Annotated in this window: 11 protein-coding genes; 1 reads left to right on the forward strand and 10 read right to left on the reverse strand. The window is 62.5% G+C overall.

The window, feature by feature from the left end:
• From rplC to rpsL, 6 genes are all read right to left on the reverse strand, one after another.
• A complete protein-coding gene (gene rplC / locus N551_RS0114030; protein ID WP_007603016.1) occupies positions 1-714 on the reverse strand; it encodes a 50S ribosomal protein L3 in 714 nt (237 codons plus the stop codon).
• A 53-nt stretch (positions 715-767) separates the two neighbouring features.
• Entirely contained in the window at positions 768-1076 is a 309-nt protein-coding gene (rpsJ, locus tag N551_RS0114035; protein WP_002712302.1) for a 30S ribosomal protein S10, read from the reverse strand.
• An 82-nt stretch (positions 1077-1158) separates the two neighbouring features.
• The gene (gene tuf, locus N551_RS0114040) at positions 1159-2349 is read right to left on the reverse strand and encodes an elongation factor Tu (protein WP_018456453.1); all 1191 of its coding nucleotides are present in this window, start codon (positions 2347-2349) and stop codon (positions 1159-1161) included.
• Between the two features lie 40 nt (positions 2350-2389).
• On the reverse strand, positions 2390-4462 hold the full coding sequence (gene fusA / locus N551_RS0114045) for an elongation factor G (RefSeq protein ID WP_027518591.1): 2073 nt from the start codon (positions 4460-4462) through the stop codon (positions 2390-2392).
• Positions 4463-4492: 30 nt separating this feature from the next.
• Positions 4493-4963, reverse strand: coding sequence for a 30S ribosomal protein S7 (gene rpsG, locus N551_RS0114050; RefSeq protein ID WP_007603009.1), 471 nt, complete (start codon positions 4961-4963; stop codon positions 4493-4495).
• Positions 4964-4978: 15 nt separating this feature from the next.
• Positions 4979-5350 (reverse strand): 30S ribosomal protein S12, encoded by a 372-nt coding sequence (rpsL, locus tag N551_RS0114055; RefSeq protein ID WP_007603006.1) that lies wholly within the window; start codon positions 5348-5350, stop codon positions 4979-4981.
• A gap of 640 nt (positions 5351-5990) precedes the next feature.
• Between rpsL and N551_RS0114060 the strand changes: the two genes are divergently transcribed.
• Complete coding sequence (locus N551_RS0114060) at positions 5991-7229, forward strand: NAD(P)/FAD-dependent oxidoreductase (RefSeq protein ID WP_027567491.1); 1239 nt, start codon at positions 5991-5993, stop codon at positions 7227-7229.
• Here the strand turns inward: N551_RS0114060 and N551_RS0114065 are convergent.
• The 4 genes from N551_RS0114065 to rpoB form a co-directional block, all read right to left on the reverse strand.
• On the reverse strand, positions 7157-9178 hold the full coding sequence (locus tag N551_RS0114065) for an ABC transporter ATP-binding protein (RefSeq protein ID WP_027567492.1): 2022 nt from the start codon (positions 9176-9178) through the stop codon (positions 7157-7159). The genes N551_RS0114060 and N551_RS0114065 overlap by 73 nt on opposite strands.
• A gap of 131 nt (positions 9179-9309) precedes the next feature.
• Positions 9310-11370, reverse strand: a complete 2061-nt coding sequence (locus N551_RS0114070; RefSeq protein ID WP_027567493.1) for an FAD-dependent oxidoreductase — start codon at positions 11368-11370, stop codon at positions 9310-9312.
• 191 nt (positions 11371-11561) lie between these two features.
• On the reverse strand, positions 11562-15758 hold the full coding sequence (gene rpoC, locus N551_RS0114075; protein WP_027567494.1) for a DNA-directed RNA polymerase subunit beta': 4197 nt from the start codon (positions 15756-15758) through the stop codon (positions 11562-11564).
• A gap of 129 nt (positions 15759-15887) precedes the next feature.
• A complete protein-coding gene (rpoB, locus tag N551_RS0114080; RefSeq protein ID WP_007602996.1) occupies positions 15888-20003 on the reverse strand; it encodes a DNA-directed RNA polymerase subunit beta in 4116 nt (1371 codons plus the stop codon).
• Positions 20004-20335: the final 332 nt, after the last annotated feature.

A 20335-nucleotide genomic window follows, 5' to 3' on the forward strand; every position in this document is an offset into this window, starting at 1 on the left:
TCACGCCTCCTGCGCAGCCGGAGCAGCGTCCGCTTCGCCAGCAACCTTGAACTTGCCGGGCTTCGGAGCTTCCTTAGGCAGCGGCTTCTTGACGGCGTCGCGCACGCGGATCCAGCCGCCCTTGGAACCGGGAACGGCGCCTTCGACGAGGATCAGACCGCGCTCGACATCGAGCTGAACGACCCGAAGGTTGAGCGTGGTGATGCGGTCGACGCCCATGTGACCGGGCATCTTCTTGTTCTTCCAGGTCTTGCCCGGGTCCTGACGGCCACCGGTCGAACCGATCGAACGGTGCGAGACCGAGACGCCGTGAGTGGCGCGCAGACCGCCGAAGTTCCAGCGCTTCATACCGCCGGCAAAACCCTTACCGACCGAAGTACCGGTGACGTCGACGAACTGACCGACGACAAAGTGGTCGGCCAGGATCTCGGCACCGACGGGGATCATCTGATCCGCGGAGACGCGGAATTCCTCGACCTGCCGCTTCGGCTCGACCTTGGCGACCGCGAACTGGCCGCGCTCCGCCTTGGGCATGTACACGGTCTTGCGGCTGCCAGAACCAAGCTGGAGCGCGACATAACCGTTTTTCTCTTCGGTGCGGTGGCCTACGACCTGGCAATTGCCGAGCTTCAGCACGGTCACGGGGATATGTTCGCCGGCCTCTGTAAAGACCCGCGTCATCCCGACCTTTTGTGCGATCACTCCGGAGCGCATCGGCGTGCTTCCTGTTCTTTCTGTCCGCTAGTGGCGAACGTGATCCAAAAATCTTAGAGCTTGATCTCGACGTCGACACCGGCGGCCAAGTCGAGCTTCATCAAAGCATCGACGGTCTGCGGGGTCGGATCGACGATGTCGAGCAGGCGCTTGTGAGTGCGCATCTCGAACTGCTCGCGGCTCTTCTTGTCGACGTGCGGCGAACGGTTGACGGTGAACTTCTCGATGCGGGTGGGCAGCGGAATGGGTCCGCGGACCTGCGCGCCGGTGCGCTTCGCCGTGTTCACGATCTCGCGGGTCGACGTATCGAGGATACGATGGTCGAACGCCTTGAGACGGATACGAATGTTTTGGCCGTTCATTGCCGTGGTCTTTCTTCAGTGGGGTGGCGAATAGCGAATAGCGAATGTCACATTCGCTATTCGCCGATCCCTATTCTCGTAATTACTCGATGATCGAGGCGACGACGCCGGCGCCGACGGTACGGCCACCTTCGCGGATCGCGAAGCGGAGCTTCTCTTCCATCGCGATCGGCACGATCAGGTGCACTTCCATCGCGATGTTGTCGCCCGGCATCACCATCTCGGTGCCTTCCGGCAGATGCACGACACCGGTCACGTCGGTGGTGCGGAAGTAGAACTGCGGACGGTAGTTGGTGAAGAACGGGGTGTGGCGGCCGCCCTCTTCCTTGGTGAGGATGTAAGCCTCAGCCTTGAACTTGGTGTGCGGCTTGACCGAACCCGGCTTGCACAGCACCTGGCCGCGCTCGACGTCCTCGCGCTTGGTACCGCGAAGCAGCGCACCGATGTTATCGCCGGCCTGGCCCTGATCGAGCAGCTTGCGGAACATTTCGACGCCAGTGACCGTGGTCTTCTGCGTGGCGCGCAGACCGACGATCTCGATTTCCTCGCCGACCTTGACGATACCGCGCTCGACACGGCCGGTCACGACGGTGCCGCGGCCCGAGATCGAGAACACGTCTTCAACCGGCATCAGGAACGGAAGGTCGACCGGACGCTCCGGCTGCGGAATGTAGGCGTCGACCTGCTTCATCAGCTCGAGGATCGCGTCATGGCCGAGCGTCTTGTCGGAATCTTCGAGAGCGGCGAGCGCCGAGCCCTTGATGATCGGGATGGTGTCGCCCGGGAATTCGTACTTCGAGAGCAGCTCGCGAACCTCGAGCTCGACGAGCTCGAGCAGTTCCGGATCGTCGACCATGTCGCACTTGTTGAGGAACACGACGAGCGCGGGAACGCCGACCTGGCGGGCGAGCAGGATGTGCTCGCGGGTCTGCGGCATCGGACCGTCAGCGGCCGACACGACCAGGATAGCACCGTCCATCTGGGCGGCGCCGGTGATCATGTTCTTCACGTAGTCGGCGTGGCCGGGGCAGTCGACGTGCGCGTAGTGGCGGTTCTTGGTCTCGTATTCGACGTGCGCCGTCGAGATCGTGATACCGCGCGCCTTCTCTTCCGGCGCCTTGTCGATCTGGTCGTACGCCGTGAACGTCGCGCCGCCGGCTTCGGCGAGGACCTTGGTGATCGCCGCGGTCAGCGACGTCTTGCCATGGTCGACGTGACCGATGGTGCCGATGTTGCAGTGCGGCTTGTTACGTTCAAACTTTGCTTTGGCCATTTGACTCTCCGTTCAATCGTCAGTTCGAGACCGACGACAATCAGGCAAACTTCTTCTGGACTTCTGCCGACACGTTGGCCGGCGCTTCTGCGTAGTGGTCGAACTGCATGGTAAAGGTCGCGCGACCCTGGCTCATCGAGCGCAGGTTATTCACGTAACCGAACATGTTCATGAGCGGCACCATCGCGTTGATGACGTTGGCGTTGCCGCGCATGTCCTGGCCCTGGATCTGACCGCGCCGGGAATTCAGGTCGCCGATGACCGAGCCGGTGTAATCTTCCGGGGTCACCACTTCGACCTTCATGATCGGCTCGAGCAGGACGGACTTGCCCTTCTGCAAGGCTTCGCGGAATGCAGCACGCGATGCGATTTCGAAGGCGAGCGCCGACGAGTCGACGTCGTGATACTTGCCGTCGACGAGCTGAACCTTGACGTCGACTACGGGGAAGCCCGCGACGACACCAGAGCCCATCACGCTGTTGAGGCCCTTTTCGACGCCGGGGATGTATTCCTTCGGAACCGCACCGCCGACGATCTTGGACTCGAACTCGTAACCCTTGCCGGGCTCGTTCGGTTCGACCACGATCGACACTTCCGCGAACTGACCGGTACCGCCGGTCTGCTTCTTGTGGGTGTACTTGACTTCGGCCCTCTTGGTGACGCGCTCACGGAACGCCACCTGCGGCGCGCCGATGTTGGCATCGACCTTGTAGGTGCGGCGGAGAATATCGACCTTGATGTCGAGATGGAGTTCGCCCATTCCCTTGAGGATGGTCTGGCCGGACTCCTGGTCGGTCGACACGCGGAAGGACGGATCCTCCGCAGCGAGCTTCGCCAGCGCCACGCCGAGCTTTTCCTGGTCGGCCTTGGACTTGGGTTCGATCGCGATCTCGATGACCGGCTCGGGGAATTCCATCTTTTCGAGGATCACCGCCTTGTCGGGATCGCACAACGTGTCACCGGTGCGCGCTTCCTTCAGGCCAGCCAGTGCGACGATGTCGCCGGCATAGGCTTCCTTGATGTCTTCGCGGTTGTTCGCATGCATCAGCAACATGCGGCCGATGCGCTCCTTGCGGTCGCGCGTCGAATTGATGACGCCGGTGCCCGACAGCAGCGTGCCGGAATAGATGCGGCAGAAGGTGATGGTGCCGACGAACGGGTCGTCCATGATCTTGAAGGCCAACAGAGCCAGCGGCTCCTTGTCGTCCGGCAGGCGAACGACCTCGTTGCCGTCTTCGTCGACGCCCTTGATGGCGGGCACGTCAACCGGCGACGGCAGATAATCCACGACCGCGTCGAGCAAAGGCTGCACGCCCTTGTTCTTGAACGCCGAGCCGCACAATACCGGGAAGAACGCGCCAGTCAGCACGGCCTTGCGGATCAAGCGCTTCAACGTCGCCTCGTCCGGCTCCTTGCCGTCGAGGTAAGCGGCGAGAACTTCGTCGTCGAGCTCGACGGCGGCTTCCAACAGCTTCTCGCGATATTCCTTGGCCTTCTCGACCATGTCCTCGGGAATATCGATGTCGACGAACTTGGCGTCGAGCTTCTCTTCTTCCCAGACCACGCCCTTCATACGAACGAGATCGACCAGGCCCTTGAAGTTGTTCTCGGAGCCGATCGGAAGCTGGATCGCGATCGGCTTCGCGCCGAGACGATCGACGATATCCTGCATGCACTTGTAGAAGTCGGCGCCGGTCTTATCCATCTTGTTGGCGAAGACGATGCGCGGAACCTTGTACTTGTCGCCCTGGCGCCAGACCGTCTCGGTCTGGGGCTCGACGCCCTGGTTCGAGTCGAGCACGCACACGGCGCCGTCGAGCACGCGCAAGCTGCGCTCGACTTCGATGGTGAAGTCGACGTGGCCGGGAGTGTCGATGATGTTGAGACGCTTGCCTTCCCAGAACGCGGTGGTCGCGGCCGACGTAATCGTAATGCCGCGCTCCTGCTCCTGCTCCATCCAGTCCATCGTCGCGGCACCTTCGTGCACTTCGCCGATCTTGTGGCTCTTGCCGGTGTAATAGAGGATGCGCTCGGTGGTCGTGGTCTTGCCGGCATCGATATGCGCCATGATACCGAAGTTACGGTAGTTCTCTATGGCATGAACGCGGGGCATGGAGTGTTCCTTAGATTCCGTGTGTCGCCGTTACCAGCGATAGTGCGAGAAGGCGCGGTTGGCTTCCGCCATCCGGTGCACGTCTTCGCGCTTCTTGACGGCGTTACCCCGGTTGTTCGACGCGTCCAGGAGCTCCGCAGAGAGCCGCTCGGTCATCGTCTTCTCGTTGCGATCGCGCGCAGCCGAAATCAGCCAGCGAATGCCCAGCGCCTGACGGCGCACCGAGCGAACTTCGACCGGAACCTGATAGGTCGCGCCACCGACGCGGCGGGAGCGCACTTCGATCGTCGGCATGACGTTCTCGAGTGCCTGCTCGAACACGCCGAGCGGGTTCTGCTTGGTCTTGCTTTCGATGAGGCCGAACGCGCCGTAGACGATGCCTTCGGCGACAGACTTCTTTCCGGCGTACATCACCGAATTCATGAACTTCGTGACGATGATGTTCCCGAACTTCGGATCGGGAAGGACTTCGCGCTTTTCGGCAGAATGGCGACGAGACATGGACCTGGTTCCCGCTTACTTCGGACGCTTGGCGCCGTACTTCGAACGGCGCTGCTTACGGTTCTTGACGCCCTGGGTATCCAGAACGCCGCGGAGGATGTGGTAGCGCACGCCGGGCAAGTCCTTGACGCGACCGCCGCGGATCATGACCACCGAGTGCTCCTGGAGGTTATGGCCCTCACCGGGGATGTAGCCGATCACCTCGAAGCCGTTGGTCAGGCGCACCTTGGCAACCTTACGAAGCGCCGAGTTCGGCTTCTTCGGGGTCGTGGTGTAAACGCGCGTGCAAACACCGCGCTTCTGCGGCGACTGCTGCAGTGCCGGCACCTTCTTGCGCGACTTCTGCACTTCCCGCGGTTGAGCGATCAGCTGGTTGATCGTCGGCATCCTGGCATTACCCTTTGTGTTCTGCCGCGGCCCGTCACCGGGTCCGCAAATTCTTTCGAGCTACCCGCCCGACGAGGCCGCCTTGCGCGGAACAATCCGCACAAAGCGAAATCGCGCCAACCACCCATCAACGGGCGGAAAGCGCTTCGACGCCACAGAGGACCGCAGTAGTTGAACCGGCCAGCTTGAAGCTGCGGCCCGCGCACCGAGGTCATGCATCCGAATTTGATCTCGAGAGAACATGCTCAAGAGAACTAAAATCGCACTGGCATTGCCTAGCTATGATCGACAGCGTTTGAGCGGCATTCGTCGAGGTTGGTGCCTGTCTTGGCGATCCCAGGGGATCAAACAGGTGGCCCGTTCCGACGTTGGCGATGCTCACCGCCTGTCGTTAAGTGAGGGGGTTCTATAAGTGGGAGTCGGTCAAGTCAAGGCGAAACGTCAGTCAGAAGCGCTTCCCGCGCCTGCTGAAATCGCTTCACGGGCCGCTCGCTGCACGTTCGCGAGATGGAAACGAAGAGCGCGTTCCGCCACCTCGAAACCAATTTATACCCGGGTTAAATATACTTTTGTAACCTTTGGCTAAGGCTTTCTTTCCGGTTGGAGCGCCAATGTGCCGCCTTGAGCAGAGATTAGCACCATGCGGTACACCGACATTGCCATTATCGGCGGGGGATTGTCCGGCTCAACCGCCGCCGCGATGCTCGGCCGTAGCGGCATTTCGACCATTCTGATCGATCCGCATGAGAGCTATTCGGCGGACTTTCGTGTCGAAAAACTCAGCGGTCACGTGCAGGTCGGGCGATTCCTGCAGACGGGAATCGCCGAATCGGTGCTGCGCCGCGCGACCTTTGTGGGTGAGAACTGGATCGCCCGCTTCGGCCACCTTCTCGACAAGGCGCCAAGCCGGCAGTTCAACATCCTCTACGATTCCCTCGTCAACGCTGTTCGCGACGAAATTCCTGCCGGCGTCGAGCGCATCTGCGCCAAGGCCATCTTGGTCGAGACAAGCGCGGAGCGGCAGAGGGTCACCCTCTCCAACGACGAGATGATCTCCGCCCGGTTGGTCGTGCTCGCCAACGGCCTCAATGTCGGCCTGCGCCACCAGCTGGGAATCGCCCGAAAGATCGTCAGTGCCTGCCATTCGATTTCGATCGGGTTCGACGTGGTGCCCGCGGGACGGGACTCCTTCGACTTCCCGGCGTTGACCTATTTCTCGGAACGGCCGAGCGACCGCATCCCCTACCTCACGCTTTTCCCGATCGGGACGCGGATGCGCGCCAATCTGTTCGTCTACCGCAGCTTCGACGATCCCTGGCTGCTTGAGCTGCGCCGCGCGCCCGCCGAGACGCTGAACGCCGCGCTGCCACGACTCAAGCGCATCACCGGACCATTCGACATTCCCGGTGAACTGAAAATCCGCCCGGTCGATCTCTATGTGAACGATGCCAGCGGCCTACCCGGCCTCGTGCTGGTGGGCGATGCCTTCTCGACCTCCTGCCCTGCCGCCGGCACCGGCTGCGACAAGGTCTTCACCGACGTCGAGCGGCTCTGCAACCTCTACATCCCGCGATGGCTGGCCTCCGACGGGATGGATACAAGCAAGATCGCCACCTTCTACGCAGATCCGGTCAAGCGGGCGTGCGACGATTGGTCGGCGGCGAAGGCCTTCGACTTCCGCTCAGTCTCGATTGCGACGAGCCCCTATTGGACGGCGCAGCGCTGGGCACGCTTCATTGCCTGGTCGGTTCAGGGGCTATTGCGGCCGCTTGGAGGAGCCTTCGATCTGGAGCCGAACTTCCTCGGTCACTCCTCCTCATCGTCCTCGTCGAGATCGTCTTCATCCTCGTCGTCATCGTCGCTGTCCTCGTCGACGTGAGCCGGCGCGCCATGAGGTTGGTGGATCTGGTCGTTCCACAGCTTGCGATAGGTGCCGTTCCTGGCGAGCAGTTCCGCATGCGAGCCGCGCTCGATCGCCCTGCCTCCTGAAATCACGATGATCTCGTCCATCTCGACCACCGAGGTCAGGCGGTGGGTCGACCAGATCATGGTGCGGCCCTTGGCAACCTTCAGCAGCGTGCGGTTGATCGCAGCTTCCGTGGTCTGGTCGAGCGCCGACGTGGCTTCGTCCAGCAGTAGCACGGAAGGATTACGGATGACCGCGCGCGCGATCGCGATGCGCTGGCGCTGGCCGCCCGACAAGGTATCGCCGCGCTCGCCCACCGGCGTATCGTATCGCTGCGGCAGGCTCATGATGTAGCGGTGGATCTCGGCCTTCTTGGCCGCCTCCTCCACTTCCTCGTCGGTCGCGCCCTCCTTGCCGAGCCGGATGTTCTCTCGGATCGACATGTTGAACAGCATGTTCTCCTGGAACACCACCGCCATGCTCCGGCGCAGCGAATCCAGCGTCACCTTGCGGACGTCGACGCCGTCGATGGTGACGCGCCCCTCGTCAGGCACATAGAGCCGCAGGATCAGATTCAGCAGCGTGCTCTTGCCGGAGCCCGAGGGACCGACGATGGCAATGCGCTTGCCGACACTGAGCTTGAGACTGAGATTGTCCAGCACCGGCGTCTGGCTGCCTTCGTACTGGAAGGTCACGTGGTCGAAGGTGATGTCGTTGGTGATGCGCGGCAGATCGGGCGCGCCGGCACGATCGGCGCTGCGCGTGGGCTCGTCGAGCAGCTCCTGCATGTGACGAATCGCGGCTGCCGAGGAGATCGACACGGGGATGAAATGCATCACATGGGCGATGTTGTAGGACACCTCCCAGAACGCACTCTCGAAGGTGACGAAGGTGCCGATGGTGATCTGCCCCTTGGTCGCCAGATATGCGCCGATCGCGAGCACGACGAGATGCAGGAGCAGCACCGAGATGGTGACCGTCCGCTCCACCATAGTCGACAGGAACGCCGCCGAGGCCATCTTGTTTCGCGTCTCGTCGTTGCGGAATTTGAAGAACCCGAACATCCGGCGTTGCAGGCTGAACGCCTTGATCACGGCCTGCGCCGCCACGTTCTCCTGCACCATGCCGAGCAGCGCGGACTCATTGAGCTTCTGCTCGTAATTCGCCTGAACAGCCTTCGGTGTGAGCATGCGGGGACCGATCAGCGTGATCGGGAACACCAGCAGCGCAACCGCCGCGAGCTGCCAGTTCAGGAACACCATCAGGATGATGCCCGCGATCAATTCCAGGAACGGCAACGCCGCGCTGTTGGCGAAGGTCTTGACCGAGCCCTCGAAGGCCGCGAGGTCGACGGAGAAGCGCGACAGGATCTCGCCGCGCTTGGTGCGACCGAAATAGGCCGCCGGCAGGTCCTGGACGTGCTCGAACAGCCGTTTGCGGACGTCGGAGATGATGCACGCCGCGAGCCTCGCATCCCAGCGCTCGTACCAGACCGCGACGATCGAGGTGAAGATGCCCGCGACCGCGAGCACGCCGAGGATCTTGTACAGCGCCTGGAAATCCTCCTCGCCGAGCGCGTCGTCGATCAGGTACTTCAGGCTGAGCGGCATGATGACGTTGAAGAGCGTCTCGACGAAGACGCCGAACGCCACGAACGACAGCATCTGCTTGTAGTTGACCAGGAACGGCTTGACGAAGCCCAGGATGGTCGCGAGCGCGCCGGCGGCCTCGCGCGCGGTAAAGACGACGAGGTCCTCGTCCTCATCATCGTCATCGAGCTCCAGTCCGTCATCCTCCTCGTCCTCATCGTCCTCGTCGTCTTCGAGGTCCGGCTTGGCGGTAGGGACGAGCTTCTCGTCGAGCTCGGCCGCCTCTTCCGCGGCGAGCTTCTGTTTGTCGGGCGGGAGGGGCTTGGACGCCATGAAACCAACCGATGCTGACGGCCGGCATGACCGCGGAGAAAGCAGGAAATAGCGGAAACCGCTATTGCATCGATTCTATGCGATCAGGATGAATTCGGCAAAACAATTGGCGAAGGCGCCCGTTCAGGCGGCTAGTCGTCTTCCTCGTCCTCGACCTTGTCGAAAAAGGAATAGCGCAGGGAATCGGCGTCGGCGTACCACTGGCCCGGCCCCTTGTTGGCGGCGAGCGTCGTCTCCCAGAGCGCGTCCGTGCAGTCCTTACGGTGCATCGACAGCTCGAAGCCGTTGCCGAAGAACAGTTCGGACCATTCCCACCAGGTGCCGAGCTTCTTGACCCCACGCAGGAGGTCGTAGCGGTCGATCAGTGCCGGCGCCATGTCCGAGGTGACCGAGCCGAACACGAGCCCGGTCTTGACCACACGGTTCAGCTCCCTGATCGCACGGACCACCTGCTTCGGGGAAACGTGGCAGAGGCTGGTCTCGAACACGAAGTCGAACGCACCGTCCTTGAACGGCATGTCGGTGATCGAACCGAGCTTGTTGTACTTCTTCAGCGCCTTCGGCGTTCTGGCGTGAATGGTGCGGTTGTTCTCGATGCCCCAGGCATCGATGCCGCGATCGCGCAGCGCGCCGACAAGCTCGCCGCTGGCCGAGCCCGCGATCAAGAGCTTCGTGCCTTTGGCCTTGCCCCAGACAATGCCGATCAGTTTTGTGAGATAGTCGGGATCGGTGAAGTGTTGCCACGCTTCGCTGTAGGGACCCTGGCCGCGGTAATTGTCAAAATAGTCGCGATCGATCTTGTCCGAGAGCGGCTTGTCGTCCTGCGAACGCTCGCGGCGCAGGCGCATCATTTCGGTCAAGATGATGTCGGTCGCCGCGTCCGAGGAATCGAGCAGGCCGTTCAGCGTCGAGTCGAACAGATAGTCGCCGACCACCACGATTCCGGGATGTTCCTTCGGCTCCGGCCGGTGATTGGTCATGACGTCGCGCACGGGCAAGCCGCCCGGAATCGCGTTCACCGACGACAGCCAGCGGTGGATCTTGCCTTCCATGAAATGGGCGCGCGCATCGCCGAGCGATGCCGGCAGCGATTTCAGCGCGGCATCGATCAGCTCCTGGTCGGAGAGATTCGCAAAGGCCAGCGCGTCGGAGCCCGGAATCAGCCAGTTCAGTACGCCGTGCTTGCCCACATCATGGCGCGCGCCCTCGTTGTAGACGCAGCAACCGCCAAAGGCTTCCGACATGAACCAGGCGCCGGCGATCTTGTCGCCCCAGAACGGCGTGTCGAACAGGATTGAGACGCGCAAATAGTGCGCGGGACGGTCGAAGTACGAGACGTGCTTGACCATCGACTTGCGGAGCTGTTCGCCCTCCCAGCCGACGGTCCCGAGCCAGGAATGCGGCAAGCAGACCAGCACAAGGTCGAAGTCGCGCGTCTCCGGCCCCTTGCCGTTCATCATCTTGAGCTGATAGCGGCCGGTCGGCGCCTTGCCGACGGTGAGGACGCGGTGATTGAGCTGGATGTCGGCATTGACCTCGGACTGGAGGCACTCGATGAGCTGCTCGTTGCCGTTCTGGATGGAATAGAGGCCGATGTAGCCGTCGACATCCATCAGGTAGTTCTTGAGCGCGTTGAGCCCGTTGGTGTTGTGGCTCTCGGTCGCGAGGTCCGAGCGTGCCATCACCTTGAAGAATCGCTTTGCGGTCTCGTCCTCGACCTCCTCGTCGAGCACCTGTTCGGCGGTCTTGTAGGCCCAGGGATTCTCGTTGTCGTGAGCACCGACACCCTCGTAATACTCGATCGGCGTCATCGCCTCGGCGCAGCGCTTACGGAACGCCTCGATCGCGGCCGCGGTCTTGGCGCCGTATTTACGGCGCATGCCAGCGACGTCGTTGAGGAGTTCGCCGCCGAACTGCACCTGCTCGGCATCCATCGGAATGGTCTGCAGGCCGAAATGCTGGATCAACTCGCGCAACGGATCCGGCCCGGTCATCGAGTAGTCGTAGATCTCGGCAACGCCGGCCTCGTACATCGCGGGCGCGGAATCGAATTTGCGCGTGACGATCTTGCCGCCGAGCCGGTCGGATGCCTCGTAGATGGTGACGCGGCAGAGATCGCCGAGCTTGCGCTTCAAATACCAAGCGCTCATCAGCCCGCCGGGGCCGCCGCCTACGATTGCGAGATCAAGCATGAGAATTCCGTGGTCTCCGGCCCGCCCCCTTCACGGGACCACCGGTCTAAGCTCTCCTAGCAGAAGCGCTTTTGCGCCTGAAGGAAAGATGAACAAAGGTTGATCCTGCACCGCAACAGGGAAACAAAGCAGCAAAAAGGCCGGCTTTCGCCGGCCTTTTCAGTGTCCTCGGTATTCCTACGGATGAACGATCATTCCGCAGGTGGCAGCGCCATCGGCTCCACTTCCGGCGCCGGCGGCACGACCGCCGCCTGCTTCTCGCGCTCGTCGAGGATCATCTTGTCGCGCTTCACGGCGACTTCGCGGATCTTCGCCATGGAGGCGCCGGTGCCTGCCGGAATCAGCCGGCCGACGATGACGTTCTCCTTGAGGCCTTCGAGCGGATCGACCTTGCCGTTGACCGCCGCTTCCGTAAGGACGCGGGTGGTCTCCTGGAACGAGGCCGCCGAGAAGAAGGAGCGGGTCTGAAGGCTCGCCTTGGTGATGCCGAGCAGAACCGGCGTCCCCGTGGCGATCTTCTTGCCCTCTTCCTTGGCCTTCGCGTTGATCTGGTCGAACTCGATCTTGTCGATCTGCTCGCCCGAGATCATGTCCGTGTCGCCCTGGTCGGTGACTTCCACCTTCTGGAGCATCTGACGAACGATCACCTCGATATGCTTGTCGTTGATGAGCACGCCCTGGAGCCGGTAGACCTCCTGGATCTCGTTGACCAGATAGGCTGCGAGTTCCTCGATGCCCTTGACCGCCAGAATGTCGTGCGGCGCCGGGTTGCCTTCTACGATGAAGTCGCCCTTTTCGACAATGTCGCCGTCCTGAAGGTGGATGTGCTTGCCCTTCGGGATCAGGTACTCACGCGGCTCGTCGGTCTTGTCCATCGGCTCGATCGAGATGCGACGCTTGTTCTTGTAGTCGCGCCCAAACCGGATGGTGCCCGCGATTTCGGCGATGATCGCCGCATCCTTCGGACGCCGAGCCTCGAACAGTTCCGCGACCCGCGGCAGACCGCCGGTGATGTCGCGCGTCTTGGCGCTTTCGGTCGAGACACGGGCGAGAATGTCGCCCGCCTGGACCTTGGCGCCGACATCGACCGACAGAATGGCATCGACCGACAGCATGTAGCGGGCATCGCCGCCACGGGCGAGCTTGAGCACCTTGCCGTCCTTGCCCTTGATCACGATGGCGGGACGCAGGTCCCCGCCGCCGCGCATCGAGCGCCAGTCGATGACCACGCGCTTGGCAATACCGGTGGCCTCGTCCAGTGTTTCCGAGATCGACTGTCCCTCGACCAGATCCTCGAAGCCGATGGTGCCTTCGACCTCGGTGAGAAGCGGACGGGAGTAGGGATCCCACTCTACGATGCGCTGGCCGCGCTTGACCGTATCGCCTTCGTCGACGTGCAGGCGCGAACCGTACTGAATACGGTGCGTCGCACGCTCGGTGCCGTCGGCATCGACGATCGCGATCACCATGTTGCGAACCATCGCGACCAGGTGGCCGTCGCTGTTGCGAGCGATGGCCTTGTTCCGGATCACGATCTTGCCGTCGAAGTTGGATTCGACGAAAGATTGCTCGTTCAGCTGCGCCGCACCGCCGATGTGGAAGGTGCGCATGGTGAGCTGGGTGCCAGGCTCGCCGATCGACTGCGCCGCGATGACGCCGACCGCTTCGCCGTGGTTGACCGGCGTGCCGCGAGCGAGATCGCGGCCGTAGCACTTGCCGCAGATGCCGTTGACGAGCTCGCAGGTCAGCGCCGAGCGGATCTTCACCTCCTGGACGCCGCCCTGATGGATGGCATCCAGATGGCTCTCTTCCATCAGCGTACCGCGCTTGAAGATCACCTTGCCCGTGCTGTCACGCACGTCTTCACAGGCCGTGCGTCCGAGGATGCGCGAGCCGAGCGAAGCGACCACGGTGCCGGCATCGACGATGGCGCGCATCTTGATGCCGAGCTTGGTGCCGCAATCGTCCTGCGTGATGATGCAATCCTGCGCGACGTCGACGAGACGACGGGTCAGGTAGCCGGAGTTCGCGGTCTTCAACGCGGTGTCCGCGAGGCCCTTGCGGGCGCCGTGGGTCGAGTTGAAGTACTCGAGCACCGAGAGGCCTTCCTTGAAGTTCGAGATGATCGGCGTCTCGATGATCTCGCCAGACGGCTTGGCCATCAGGCCGCGCATGCCGGCGAGCTGGCGCATCTGGGCCGGCGAACCGCGGGCACCGGAGTGAGCCATCATGTAGATCGAGTTGATGTCGGCATCCGCCCCGCTCGCCGTCTTCTTGGTCGAGGAGATCTCCTTCATCATCGCCTTGGCGATTTCTTCCGTGGCCTTCGACCAGGCGTCGACGACCTTGTTGTACTTCTCGCCATGGGTGATCAGACCGTCGTTGTACTGCTGCTCGAAATCCTTCGCCAGCGTACGGGTGGCGTCGACGATCTTCCACTTGGAGTGCGGCACGACCATGTCGTCCTTGCCGAACGAGATGCCGGCCTTGAACGCGTTGTAGAAGCCGAGCGCCATGATGCGGTCGCAGAAGATCACCGTCTCCTTCTGACCGCAGTGGCGGTAGACCTGGTCGATGACGCCGGAGATCTCGCGCTTGGTCATCAGCTTGTTGATGATCTCGTAGGGAACACGCGGGTTCTTCGGCAGCAAATTGCCCAGCATGACGCGGCCAGCGGTGGTCTCGATCCAGCGCTTGGAGATCTTGCCGGTATCGTCGATGCCTTCCCACCGGTACTTGATCTTGGTGTGGAGGTGGATGACCTTCGCGTGCAGCGCGTGCTCGAGCTCCGCCATCTCGCCGAAGATCTTGCCCTCACCGGGCAGGCCTTCGCGCATGATGGAGACGTAGTAGAGACCGAGCACGATGTCCTGCGACGGCACGATGATCGGCTGGCCGTTCGCCGGATGCAGGATGTTGTTGGTCGACATCATCAGGACGCGCGCTTCCAGCTGCGCTTCCAGCGACAGCGGGACGTGCACGGCCATCTGGTCGCCGTCGAAGTCGGCGTTGAACGCGGCGCAGACCAGCGGGTGGAGCTGGATCGCCTTGCCCTCGATCAGCACGGGCTCGAACGCCTGGATGCCGAGGCGATGCAGCGTCGGTGCGCGGTTGAGCAGCACGGGATGCTCGCGGATGACCTCGTCCAGGATGTCCCAGACCTCGGGCCGCTCCTTCTCGACCAGCTTCTTCGCCTGCTTCACGGTGGTGGACAGGCCCTTGGCGTCAAGCCGCGAGTAGATGAACGGCTTGAACAGCTCGAGCGCCATCTTCTTCGGCAGGCCGCACTGATGCAGGCGCAGCTCGGGACCGACCACGATCACGGAACGGCCCGAATAGTCGACGCGCTTGCCGAGCAGGTTCTGACGGAACCGGCCCTGCTTGCCCTTGAGCATATCGGCGAGCGACTTCAGCGGACGCTTGTTGGCACCGGTGATGACGCGGCCACGGCGGCCGTTGTCGAACAGCGCGTCGACGGCCTCCTGAAGCATGCGCTTCTCGTTGCGGATGATGATGTCCGGCGCGCGCAGCTCCATCAGCCGCTTCAAGCGGTTGTTGCGGTTGATGACGCGGCGGTAGAGATCGTTGAGGTCCGAGGTCGCGAAGCGGCCGCCGTCCAGCGGCACCAGCGGACGCAGGTCCGGCGGAATCACCGGGACCACGGTCATGATCATCCATTCCGGCTTGTTGCCGGAGTGGCGGAACGCTTCCACGATCTTCAGGCGCTTGGCGAGCTTCTTGTGCTTGATGTCGGAGTCGGTCTCCTGCATCTCCGCGCGCAAGGTCAGCTCGAGCTTCTCGAGATCCATGCCCTTGAGCAGCTCGCGGATCGCTTCCGCGCCGATCATGGCGGTGAAGGAATCCTGGCCGTATTCGTCCTGCGCCTTCAGATACTCGTCTTCCGACAAGAGCTGACGGTCCTTCAGCGCGGTGAGGCCCGGCTCGAGCACGACGTAATATTCGAAGTAGAGGATCCGCTCGAGATCCTTCAGCGTCATGTCGAGCAGGAGGCCGATGCGCGAGGGCAGCGACTTCAGGAACCAGATGTGGGCGACGGGGGCCGCGAGCTCGATATGGCCCATGCGCTCGCGCCGAACGCGCGACAGCGTGACCTCGACCGAGCACTTCTCGCAGATGATGCCCTTGTACTTCATGCGCTTGTACTTGCCGCACAAGCACTCGTAGTCCTTGATCGGCCCGAAGATGCGGGCGCAGAACAGGCCGTCGCGCTCGGGCTTGAAGGTACGGTAGTTGATGGTTTCCGGCTTCTTGATCTCGCCGTACGACCAGGACAGAATCTTCTCGGGGCTCGCGATCGAGATCCGGATCTGGTCGAAGACCTGAGCCGGCGTCGTCGGATTAAAGAGATTCATAATTTCTTGGTTCATCGTCTTCTCCTCGCGTGCCGGTCGCCTCCGGCAGCAAATTCGAAAATCACTATGCGGGGCGCCCTGCCCTCGCGATTCGAGGACTGGGCGCCGATGCCCGGCCATTCAGGCCGGGCATGAAGGGTCGTATTACTCGGCCGCTTCCGCCGTCCCCGGTCCGACCTTGGAATTGTGCAGGTCGACGTTGAGGCCGAGCGAGCGCATTTCCTTGACCAGCACGTTGAACGATTCCGGAATACCGGCCTCGAAGGTGTCGTCGCCACGCACGATCGCCTCGTACACCTTGGTACGGCCGGCGACGTCGTCCGACTTCACGGTCAGCATCTCCTGGAGCGTGTACGCCGCGCCGTAAGCCTCGAGCGCCCACACTTCCATTTCACCGAAGCGCTGGCCGCCGAACTGCGCCTTGCCGCCCAGCGGCTGCTGGGTAACGAGCGAGTACGGACCGATCGAACGCGCGTGGATCTTGTCGTCGACGAGATGGTGCAGCTTGAGCATGTAGATGTAGCCCACCGTCACCTTGCGGTCGAAGGCGTCGCCGGTGCGGCCGTCATAGACGGTCGACTGGCCCGAAGCGTCCAGACCGGCAAGCTTCAGCATCTCCTCGATGTCGGCTTCCTTGGCGCCGTCGAACACCGGCGTCGCGATCGGAACGCCGCGGCTCAGATTGTGGCCGAGCTCGATCAACTCGTTGTCGTTGAGCGACTTGATCGTCTCGTCCTCGCCGTAGACCTTCTTCAAGGTTTCCTTCAGCGGCCTGATGTCCTGCTTCGACAAATAGGCATCGACCGTCTGGCCGATACGCTTGCCGAGGCCGGCACAGGCCCAGCCGAGATGGGTCTCGAGGATCTGTCCGACGTTCATGCGCGAGGGCACGCCGAGCGGATTGAGCACGATGTCGGCATGCGTACCGTCTTCGAGGAACGGCATGTCCTCGATCGGCACGATCTTCGACACCACGCCCTTGTTGCCGTGGCGGCCGGCCATCTTGTCGCCGGGCTGGATCTTGCGCTTCACTGCGACGAAGACCTTGACCATCTTCATCACGCCGGGCGGCAATTCGTCACCGCGCTGAAGCTTTTCGACCTTGTCGAGGAAGCGCTGTTCCAGCCCCTTCTTCGACTCGTCGTACTGCTTCCGCATGGCCTCGATCTCGGCCATCAGCTTGTCGTTCGGCGAAGCAAACAGCCACCACTGCGACTTCGGGTACTCCTCGAGCACCGCACGGGTGATCTTGGTGTCCTTCTTGAAGCCCTTCGGACCGGCGATGCCCTGCCGTCCTTCGAGCAGCTCGGCAAGACGGTTGTAGACGTTGCGGTCCAGGATCGCCTGCTCGTCGTCGCGGTCCTTGGCCAGACGCTCGATCTCTTCCCGCTCGATTGCCAGCGCACGCTCGTCCTTGTCGACGCCGTGCCGGTTGAACACGCGCACTTCGACGATGGTGCCCTGCACGCCCGGAGGAACGCGCAGCGAGGTATCGCGGACGTCGGAAGCCTTTTCGCCGAAGATGGCGCGCAGGAGCTTTTCTTCCGGCGTCATCGGGCTTTCGCCCTTCGGCGTGATCTTGCCGACCAGGATGTCGCCGGCGCGCACTTCCGCGCCGATGTACACGATGCCGGCTTCGTCGAGGTTCTTCAGCGCTTCTTCCGAGACGTTCGGAATGTCGCGGGTGATTTCTTCGGGTCCGAGCTTGGTGTCGCGGGCCATCACCTCGAATTCTTCGATATGAATTGAGGTAAACACGTCTTCCTTCACGATCCGCTCGGAGAGCAGGATCGAGTCTTCGAAGTTGTAGCCGTTCCACGGCATGAACGCGACGAGCACGTTCCGGCCGAGCGCGAGCTCGCCGAGATCGGTCGACGGACCGTCGGCGATGATGTCGCCCTTCTTGACGATGTCGCCGACCTTCACCAGCGGACGCTGGTTGATGCAGGTCGACTGGTTGGAGCGCTGGTACTTCATCAGCCGGTAGATATCGACGCCCGACTTGGTCGGATCGAGATCTTCCGTGGCGCGGATGACGACGCGGGTTGCGTCGATCTGGTCGATCACGCCCGAACGGCGCGCTGCGATCGCAGCACCCGAGTCACGCGCAACCACGCCTTCCATGCCGGTGCCGACGAACGGCGCTTCGGCGCGAACCAGCGGCACCGCCTGGCGCTGCATGTTCGAGCCCATCAGCGCGCGGTTGGCGTCGTCGTTCTCGAGGAACGGGATCAGCGCGGCCGCGACCGAAACGAGCTGCTTCGGCGACACGTCCATGTAGTCGACCTTGTCCGGGGTCACCGGCAAGACTTCGCCGGCGTGACGGCAGACCACGAGATCTTCGGTGAAGCGGCCCTTCGGGTCGAGCGGCACGTTGGCCTGCGCGACCGTGTAGCGGCCCTCTTCCATCGCCGAGAGGTACACGACCTCGTCGGTGACGCGGCCGTCCTTGACCTTGCGGTAAGGGGTCTCGACGAAGCCGTACTTGTTCACGCGCGCGAAGGTCGCGAGCGAGTTGATCAGGCCGATGTTCGGGCCTTCCGGCGTCTCGATCGGGCAGATGCGGCCGTAATGCGTCGGATGCACGTCGCGCACCTCGAAGCCGGCGCGCTCGCGGGTCAGACCGCCCGGTCCAAGTGCCGAGAGGCGGCGCTTGTGGGTGATCTCCGACAGCGGGTTGGTCTGGTCCATGAACTGCGAGAGCTGCGAGGAGCCGAAGAACTCGCGCACGGCGGCGGCCGCCGGCTTGGCGTTGATCAGGTCCTGCGGCATGACCGTGTCGATGTCGACCGAAGACATGCGCTCCTTGATCGCGCGCTCCATGCGGAGCAAGCCGATGCGGTACTGGTTCTCCATGAGCTCGCCGACCGAACGCACACGGCGGTTGCCGAGATGGTCGATGTCGTCGATCTCGCCCTTGCCATCGCGCAAATCCACCAGCGTCTTGATGACGGAGAGGATGTCTTCCTTGCGCAGCGTGCGCTGGGTGTCGGGCGCATCGAGGTCGAGGCGCATGTTCATCTTGACGCGGCCGACCGCAGAGAGGTCGTAGCGCTCGGCGTCGAAGAACAGCGACTGGAACATCGCCTGCGCCGAATCCAGCGTCGGCGGCTCGCCCGGACGCATCACGCGGTAGATGTCAAACAGCGCGTCCTCACGCGTCATGTTCTTGTCGGCCGAGAGCGTGTTGCGGATGTAGGCGCCGACATTGACGTGGTCGATGTCGAGCAGCGGCAGCTCCTTGTAGCCCTGCTCGTTGAGAGCCTTCATCGACTTGTCGGTGATCTCTTCACCGGCTTCCGCGTGGATCTCGCCGGTCTTGGGATTGACGAGGTCCTCGGCGATGTAGTTGCCGACGAGCTCCGCATCCGAGAGGCGCAGCGCCTTCAGCCCCTTCTCCTGCATCTGACGCGCACCGCGCACGGTGAGCTTCTTGCCGGCTTCGAGCACGACTTTGCCGGTATCGGCGTCGATCAGGTCGTTGATGGTCGAGTAGCCGCGGAAACGATTGGCGTCGAACGGAACACGCCAGCCCTCCTTGATCCGCTTGTACTGGATCTTCTTGTAGAAGGTGCTGAGGATCGCCTCGCCGTCGAGACCGAGCGCGAACATCAGCGACGTCACCGGAAGCTTGCGGCGACGGTCGATACGCGCATAGACGATGTCCTTGGCGTCGAACTCGATGTCGAGCCAGGAGCCGCGATACGGGATCACGCGGGCGGCGAACAGCAGCTTGCCCGACGAATGGGTCTTGCCCTTGTCGTGATCGAAGAACACGCCCGGCGAACGGTGCATCTGCGAGACGATGACGCGCTCGGTGCCGTTGACGATGAAGGTGCCGTTCATCGTCATGAGCGGGATGTCGCCCATGTAGACGTCCTGCTCCTTGATGTCCTTGACCGACTTCGCGCCGGTTTCCTCGTCGATATCGAACACGATGAGGCGCAGCGTCACCTTGAGGGGGGCAGCGAAGGTCATGCCGCGCTGGCGGCACTCGTCGACGTCGTATTTCGGCGGCTCGAACTCGTAGCGGACGAATTCCAGCATCGAGGTGCCCGAGAAGTCCGAGATCGGGAACACCGAGCGGAACACCGCCTGCAAGCCCTCGTCCGACCGACCGCCCTGGGGCTCGTCGACCATCAGGAACTGGTCATAGGACGCCTTCTGAACCTCGATGAGGTTCGGCATCTCGGCCACTTCCTTGATGTGTCCGAAGAACTTGCGAACGCGTTTGCGACCGGTGAATGTCTGCTGCGCCATCGTGGCCTCTCATTTTCGTCGCCCGATTTGGGCGCGCCCTCCGGAACGCGGCGACCGCCGCTCCCCGGGTTGAATTTTTCGAACCCGTCTTGGGGGCCGGAGACTCAGTTTCAGGCAGGAATGTCCTGAATCTGTTCTTCAGACCTTCAAAACGCAAAACGACGCGCGGGGCGCAGGAGCGCGCCCGCCCGTCACAACCAACCTCTTCACGGACTGCAAAAGCCCGAAATAGCTTGCTCTCCCAACGGCTTACAGGGAATCCGGCATCCCTGCCCACCGCGCTTTCGTGCTGCCGACCCGATATGGGGCGACATTAGTGCAGATTCGAGGGG

The organism is Bradyrhizobium sp. URHA0013 (genome assembly GCF_000518345.1).
Classification (GTDB): domain Bacteria; phylum Pseudomonadota; class Alphaproteobacteria; order Rhizobiales; family Xanthobacteraceae; genus Bradyrhizobium.

What these genes read in the sequence shown, in the direction of transcription:
- rpsG (WP_007603009.1), bottom strand. Translation starts at nt 4,963, where the DNA reads ATGTCTCGTCGCCATTCTGCCGAAAAGCGCGAAGTCCTTCCCGATCCG.
- rplC (WP_007603016.1), bottom strand. Translation starts at nt 714, where the DNA reads ATGCGCTCCGGAGTGATCGCACAAAAGGTCGGGATGACGCGGGTCTTT.
- fusA (WP_027518591.1), bottom strand. Translation starts at nt 4,462, where the DNA reads ATGCCCCGCGTTCATGCCATAGAGAACTACCGTAACTTCGGTATCATG.
- N551_RS0114065 (WP_027567492.1), bottom strand. Translation starts at nt 9,178, where the DNA reads ATGGCGTCCAAGCCCCTCCCGCCCGACAAACAGAAGCTCGCCGCGGAA.
- N551_RS0114060 (WP_027567491.1), top strand. Translation starts at nt 5,991, where the DNA reads ATGCGGTACACCGACATTGCCATTATCGGCGGGGGATTGTCCGGCTCA.
- tuf (WP_018456453.1), bottom strand. Translation starts at nt 2,349, where the DNA reads ATGGCCAAAGCAAAGTTTGAACGTAACAAGCCGCACTGCAACATCGGC.
- N551_RS0114070 (WP_027567493.1), bottom strand. Translation starts at nt 11,370, where the DNA reads ATGCTTGATCTCGCAATCGTAGGCGGCGGCCCCGGCGGGCTGATGAGC.
- rpsL (WP_007603006.1), bottom strand. Translation starts at nt 5,350, where the DNA reads ATGCCGACGATCAACCAGCTGATCGCTCAACCGCGGGAAGTGCAGAAG.
- rpoC (WP_027567494.1), bottom strand. Translation starts at nt 15,758, where the DNA reads ATGAACCAAGAAATTATGAATCTCTTTAATCCGACGACGCCGGCTCAG.
- rpoB (WP_007602996.1), bottom strand. Translation starts at nt 20,003, where the DNA reads ATGGCGCAGCAGACATTCACCGGTCGCAAACGCGTTCGCAAGTTCTTC.
- rpsJ (WP_002712302.1), bottom strand. Translation starts at nt 1,076, where the DNA reads ATGAACGGCCAAAACATTCGTATCCGTCTCAAGGCGTTCGACCATCGT.